Source organism: Nocardia carnea (genome assembly GCF_029869215.1).
Lineage (GTDB): Bacteria > Actinomycetota > Actinomycetes > Mycobacteriales > Mycobacteriaceae > Nocardia > Nocardia carnea_B.
On record NZ_JARWPM010000428.1, the window covers coordinates 1 to 6,239 of the forward strand.

The following is a 6,239-nucleotide window of genomic DNA, read 5'->3' on the forward strand; positions in this document are numbered from 1 at the left end:
CCCCCCCCCCCCCCCCCCCCCCCCCCCCCCCCCCCCCCCCCCCCCCCCCCCCCCCCCCCCCCCCCCCCCCCCCCCCCCCCCCCCCCCCCCCCCCCCCCCCCCCCCCCCCCCCCCCCCCCCCCCCCCCCCCCCCCCCTCCGCAGGAAGCGGCCCGGACGCGACTATGCCGGGGAATTCCCGCTGCGTTCCCGGATCTCGGTCACGATCGCCGAAAAGTCCCGGCCGCCGGATGTCTCGTTGAACTCGCGGTATATCTCCGCGGCCAGATGACCTATCCGGCCCTCGACACCATTGGCGCGCAATGCTTCTGCCGCCAGGCCGAGATCCTTGTTCATCAATGCGGTCGCGAACCCCGGCTGGTAATCGTTGTTCGCCGGACTGGTCGGCACCGGCCCCGGCACCGGACAGTAGCTGGTGAGCGCCCAGCTCTGCCCCGACGCCTGGGACACCACATCGAAGAACGACTGGTGGCTCAGCCCCAGCTTCTCCCCCAGCACCAGCGCCTCGGACAGCCCGATCATCGAAATACCCAGCAGCATGTTGTTGCAGATCTTGGCCGCCTGCCCGACCCCGGAGGCACCGCAGTGCACGACCTTGGCGCCCATCACCTCGAGCACCGGCAGCGCCTCGGCGAAATCGCTCTCCGCGCCGCCGACCATGAAGGTCAGCGTGCCGGCCGCGGCCCCCGCGACACCACCGGAAACCGGGGCGTCCAAGGCCCGGTGCCCGGCCGCCGCGGCCGCTTCCGCTGCGGCCTTGGCGTCCGCGACGTCGATGGTCGAGCAATCGATGAACAGCGTGCCCGGCCGGGCCACCGGCAGCAGTTCGGCGTACACATCGCGGACCAGCTTGCCGTTGGTGAGCATGGTGATGACGATGTCGCGGTCGGTGGCGGCGGCAACCCCGGTATCCACCAGCGCCACACCGTCTTTGCTGGCCTGTTCCTGCGCCGCGGCCGACGGGTCGAACGCGTGCACGTCGTACCCGGCTTTCACCAGGTTCGCCGCCATGGGCCCGCCCATATGGCCGAGGCCGAGGAAGCCGATCGTCTTGCTCATCACTTGTCCTCCGGAGTAGTCAAACCCAGTTCCCGATCGCCCAGGCCGGCGAAGTACGCGTCGACCCGGTCGCTGCTCACCTCGGTGAGCGTCGCCGGCGACCACTGCGGGTTGCGGTCCTTGTCGACGACCTGCGCGCGGATACCCTCGACCAGATCGTGGGAGGCCAGCGAGGCGATGGAGACACGGTATTCCTCGTTCAGCACCGCTTCCAGGCTGCCCGCCGAAGCGGCCGAGCGCAGCGACCGCAGCGTGACCTGCAGCGCGACCGGCGATTTACCGAGTATCGCGGTGGCCGCGGCGTTCGCCTCGGTATCGGGATGTTCCTGCAGCCGGGCGACGATCTCGGCGACCGTCTCCGCGCCGTAGCAGGTATCGATCCAGTCCCGCTGCCCGAGTAACGCCGATTCCGGGGCCTCGGTGGCGAATTTGGCGATCGCGATATCGGCGGATTCGGCCTGCAACGTCGTGAGCAGGGCCGGAATCTGTTCGGCGGGAACGTAATAGTCCGCGAAACCGGTGGCGATCGCGTCACCGGCTTTCATCCGCGCCGTGGTGAGCGCGATATGGGTGCCCAGTTCACCCGGTGCCCGCGACAACAGATACGTGCCGCCGACATCGGGAATGAACCCGATCCCGACCTCGGGCATCCCGATGGTCGACTTCTCGGTGACGATGCGGTGGCTACCGTGCGCGGACAGCCCGACCCCGCCACCCATCACGATGCCGTCCATCACCGCGACATACGGTTTGGGGTAGCGGCCGATGAGCGCGTTGAGAATGTACTCGTCGCGCCAGAACTTCCCGGTGGCCGAATCCGCCGCCGACCCCACATGCCCGGCGGCCTGCTGCTCCTTGGCGTCGTGGTGGATGGCGACGATATCGCCGCCCGCGCACAAGCCACGCTCACCGGCACCGGTGATGGCGACCGTGGCCACCGAGTCGTCGGTGGCCCAGGCCCGCAACTGCTCGGTGATGGTGAGCGTCATCGCGTGGTTGAGCGCATTGATGGCCTTGGGCCGGTTCAGGGTGATCAGGCCCAGGCCGCCGCGCTGTTCGACCAGGACTTCGGGTTCGTCGCTCATCCAGTTCCTTCCACGCACGCCGGCCCGCCGGTCATGAGGCGCCCACCGCGGACGCCGTCATCGACCGGGCCACGACCAGGCGCATGATCTCGTTGGTGCCCTCCAGGATCTGGTGCACCCGCAGATCCCGGACGATCTTCTCCAGACCGTATTCGGCCAGGTAACCGTAACCGCCGTGCAGTTGCAGGGCGGTGTTGGCGACCTCGAAACCGGCATCGGTGGCGAATCGTTTGGCCATGGCGCACAGTTCGACCTTGTCCGGCGCGTCCGCGTCCAGGGCCACCGCGGCCCGCCACAGCAGGGTCCGGGCGGCTTCCAGTTTGGTCCGCATATCGGCCAGTTCGAACTGCAGCGCCTGATTGTTCAGCAGCGGCGCCCCGAACGCGGCGCGCTGCGCCAGGTACGGCACCGTTTTGTCGAGCGCGGCCTGCGCCCCGCCCATCGAACACGCCGCGATGTTCAGCCGGCCGCCGTTGAGCCCGTTCATGGCGATCCGGAAACCGTCGCCCTCGGCACCGAGCCGGTTGGCCACGGGGACGCGGGCATCGGTGAGGATCACCTGCCGGGTGGGCTGGGCGTTCCAGCCCATTTTCTTCTCGTTCGGGCCCACCTCCAGGCCGGGGGTATCGGCCGGGATCACCAGGGTCGAGATACCGCGCGCCCCGGTGTCCTGGGTGCGCACCATCATCACGTACAGGTCGTTGCTGCCCGCGCCCGAGATGAACTGTTTGGCGCCGTTGACGATGTAGTCGTCACCGTCGCGCACCGCCCGGGTGGTGATGGCCGCCGCATCCGACCCTGTCCCCGGTTCGGTGAGCGCGTAACTGGCCAGCAGGTCCATCGCGGTGAGCCCGGGCAGCCAGCGGCGGCGCTGCTCGTCGTCGCCGTAGGCGTCGATCATCCAGGTCGCCATGTTGTGGATGGAGATATAGGCGGCCACGGCCGGGCAGCCGGTGGCGAGTTCCTCGAAGATCCGCACCGCGTCCAGCCGGCGCAGCCCGGATCCGCCGAACTCCTCGCGCACATAGATACCGCCCAGCCCGACCGCACCCGATTTCCGCAGGACATCCACCGGGAAATACTTCTCCTGATCCCATTCCACGGCATGCGGGGCCAGGTATTCGTCGGCGAACTCCCGGGCCGTATCGCGGATGGCCCGCTCGTCGGAGTCGAGAGTGAACATGCTCATTCCATCGTCGGGATGACGAAGCTGTTGCTCTCCTTGAGCCCGGCGGGCCAGCGCTGCGTCACCGTCTTGGTCTTGGTGTAGAAGCGGATCGAATCGGGGCCGTGCTGGTTCAGATCGCCGAACCCGGAGCGCTTCCAGCCGCCGAAGGTGTAGTACGCGATCGGCACCGGGATCGGCACATTGATACCGACCATGCCCACCTGTACCTTGGCCGCGAAATCGCGGGCGGTATCACCGTCGCGGGTGAAGATGGCGACGCCGTTGCCGTATTCGTGATCGTTGGCCAGCGCCAGGGCTTCCTGGTAGTCACCCGCGCGCACCACACTGAGCACCGGGCCGAAGATCTCGTCGGTGTAGATCGACATCTCCTTGCCGACCCGGTCGAACAGGGTCGCCCCCACGAAGTAGCCGTTCTCGGCGCCCTCCACGGTGAGCCCGCGGCCGTCGACCACCAGTTCGGCGCCCTCGTCGATACCCTGCTGGATGTACTTCTTCACCCGGTCCACACCGTCGAGACCCACCAGCGGCCCGTAATCGGCGCCGGGATCGTCGGATTTGCCGACATTGAGTTTGTGCACCCGTTCGGTGAGCTTCTCGACCAGCCGGTCCGCGGTCTCCTCACCCACCGGAACGGCCACCGAGATGGCCATACAACGTTCGCCGGCCGAGCCGTAACCGGCACCGATCAGCTGGTCTGCGACATCGTCGAGGTCGGCGTCGGGCATGACGATGGCGTGGTTCTTCGCGCCGCCGAAGCACTGGGCGCGTTTCCCGTTGGCGGTGGCGGTTTCGTAGATGTACTGCGCGATCGGGGTGGAGCCGACGAACCCGACGGCCTTGATCCGCGGATCGTGCAGGATCGTGTCGACGGCTTCCTTGTCACCGTTGACCACGTTGAACACACCCTCGGGCAGGCCGGCCTCGAGGAACAGTTCAGCGAGCCGCAGCGGGACCGAGGGGTCGCGTTCGGACGGCTTGAGCACGAAGGCGTTACCGCAGGCCAGGGCCGGCCCGGCCTTCCACAGCGGGATCATCGCGGGGAAGTTGAACGGGGTGATCCCGGCGACCACACCCAGCGGCTGGCGCATCGAGTACACATCGATCCCGGTGCCCGCGCTCTCGGTGTATTCGCCCTTGAGCAGGTGCGGGATACCCACCGCGAATTCGATGACCTCGAGCCCGCGCTGGATATCGCCCTTGGCATCGGCGATGGTCTTACCGTGCTCGCTGGACAGCAGCGCGGCAAGCGAATCCATCTCGTCGTTGACCAGGGTCAGGAACTTCATCAGCACGCGGGCCCGGCGCTGCGGGTTGGTCGCGGCCCACTCCGGCTGCGCGGCTTCGGCATTCGCGATGGTCTGCTCGACCTCGGATTTGCTCGCCAGCGGCACCCGGGCCTGCACCTCGCCGAGGTTGGGGTCGTAGACATCCCCGAACCTGCCGGACGCGCCGGGGACCTGCTGCCCGCCGATGAAATGGGTGAGTTCTCGAACCATGCGATTCCTGCCTCGTGTCGGGGGTGGCGGGCGCGGCGCTGCGGCCGTCCGTCACACGAAGATCATTATTGCGGGCATCCAATAGTTGGACGTCCAAGCAAAACGATACACCCGGCCCGGCCGGCAAACCAGAGCTAGGCCGTTTTCTTCGCCGACCTGGTCAGCAGGTAGCTACCGATTCCGAGCACCACCGCGCCCACCACGAGGATCGCCCCGGACGCCCCCGCCGATTCCCCGGTCCAATCCGCGACCGCCTCCACCGCCGCCACCGTCAGCGCGGCCGCACCGCCGAGACTCAGCACCCACGAGCGGTCGGTGGCGTAGAGCGCGAAACACACCATCGCGACCACGGCCGTAAGCGCATACGCCAGCCGCATCTGATCGAAGACATCGACGGTCTGCGCCCCCGTCACGGCCACCACGACCCCCACGACATACCCGGCCCACCGATCGAGCACGACCCCGAGGCGGGTGATACCCAGCCACCCGAGGCCCAAGGCCAGCACACCGAGTCCGGTCAGGTCGCCATCGATCTCCAGGAACTCGCCCAGCACACCGTGTACCGCCGCCACGCTGAAACCGGCGCACAGCAGCAAACCCAGCAACGACGGCAGCGCCGCGTACCCGGCGACCGCGGCCAGCAGTCCCGCGACCGCCGCGTAGACCCAGGTGAGATCGGTGGAGACGTTCCCGTCGTCGAACACCGCCCCGGCCGCGGCCGCGATACTCACCGCGGCCAGCGCGAACAGCACCGCGGCCAGCCGGGTGCGGGCGGTATGGCCGGCGGCGGGGAGCAGCCGCCAGGCCGGCCGGAACAGCACGCGTCGCCCACCCGCGGTCGCCACCCCGGCCACCGCCAACCCGAACGCCACCAGGACGAACAAGACGAACCGGCCGAGTTTCGCCATATCGTCCCAGGATTCGGCGAGGATCAGCACGAGCCCGCTCAGCAGCAGCCCCGCGCCGGCGTACGCGGCGATCTCGGCGAGCAGGCGCGCCGGGGCCGGCCGGGGATGCTCCTGCGCCAGCGCCGTCACCACCGCACCCAGCTGATTCTCGTCCAGCACACCCCGGCGTACCAGATCCACCAGCGCAGGCGGGGCACTCTCGTGCGTACCCGCGGCAGTCGGCTTATTGCCACCGATATCAGCGGAAGGTCGCGGCTCACCCGGTACGGCCGGCGCATCGCCCGCGCTGCCACCGGCGACGCCCACCCGCCAAACAACCCCCGCCGCCCCCAAGAAAGACCCCCCAAAAAACGACCCCGCCCCCCCCCGGCCGGCCCGAAACCCCGCGTGGGGGGGCGCCGGGGCCCGGGGGGGGCCCGGGGCGGTTTTCGCGGGGCCGTACGCGGCGGGGGCGGGGGGGGTCCCGCGGGCCGGCCTCGCCGGTGGCAGCGCGGGCGATGCGC

5 protein-coding genes are annotated in these 6,239 nt (G+C 69.1%); all 5 read right to left on the reverse strand.

What is annotated here, in order from left to right; genetic code table 11:
* Positions 1-161 precede the first annotated feature (161 nt).
* Positions 162-1,058 (reverse strand): 3-hydroxyisobutyrate dehydrogenase, encoded by an 897-nt coding sequence (mmsB, locus tag QH276_RS31895; RefSeq protein WP_280397909.1) that lies wholly within the window; start codon positions 1,056-1,058, stop codon positions 162-164.
* Positions 1,058-2,143: an enoyl-CoA hydratase/isomerase family protein gene (locus tag QH276_RS31900; RefSeq protein WP_280397910.1), complete on the reverse strand. Its 1,086-nt coding sequence runs from the start codon at positions 2,141-2,143 to the stop codon at positions 1,058-1,060. The genes mmsB and QH276_RS31900 overlap by 1 nt, the downstream gene beginning before the upstream one ends.
* Before the next feature lie 31 nt (positions 2,144-2,174).
* Complete coding sequence (locus QH276_RS31905) at positions 2,175-3,326, reverse strand: acyl-CoA dehydrogenase family protein (protein WP_280397911.1); 1,152 nt, start codon at positions 3,324-3,326, stop codon at positions 2,175-2,177.
* 2 nt (positions 3,327-3,328) lie between these two features.
* Positions 3,329-4,828 (reverse strand): CoA-acylating methylmalonate-semialdehyde dehydrogenase, encoded by a 1,500-nt coding sequence (locus QH276_RS31910; protein WP_280397912.1) that lies wholly within the window; start codon positions 4,826-4,828, stop codon positions 3,329-3,331.
* Between the two features lie 134 nt (positions 4,829-4,962).
* Positions 4,963-5,916, reverse strand: coding sequence for a DUF2157 domain-containing protein (locus tag QH276_RS31915; RefSeq protein WP_280407000.1), 954 nt, complete (start codon positions 5,914-5,916; stop codon positions 4,963-4,965).
* Positions 5,917-6,239: the final 323 nt, after the last annotated feature.

Excerpts from the sequence above, each read along its gene's own strand:
- QH276_RS31910 (WP_280397912.1), bottom strand. The coding sequence starts at position 4,828 with ATGGTTCGAGAACTCACCCATTTCATCGGCGGGCAGCAGGTCCCCGGC.
- QH276_RS31905 (WP_280397911.1), bottom strand. The coding sequence starts at position 3,326 with ATGTTCACTCTCGACTCCGACGAGCGGGCCATCCGCGATACGGCCCGG.
- QH276_RS31900 (WP_280397910.1), bottom strand. The coding sequence starts at position 2,143 with ATGAGCGACGAACCCGAAGTCCTGGTCGAACAGCGCGGCGGCCTGGGC.
- mmsB (WP_280397909.1), bottom strand. The coding sequence starts at position 1,058 with ATGAGCAAGACGATCGGCTTCCTCGGCCTCGGCCATATGGGCGGGCCC.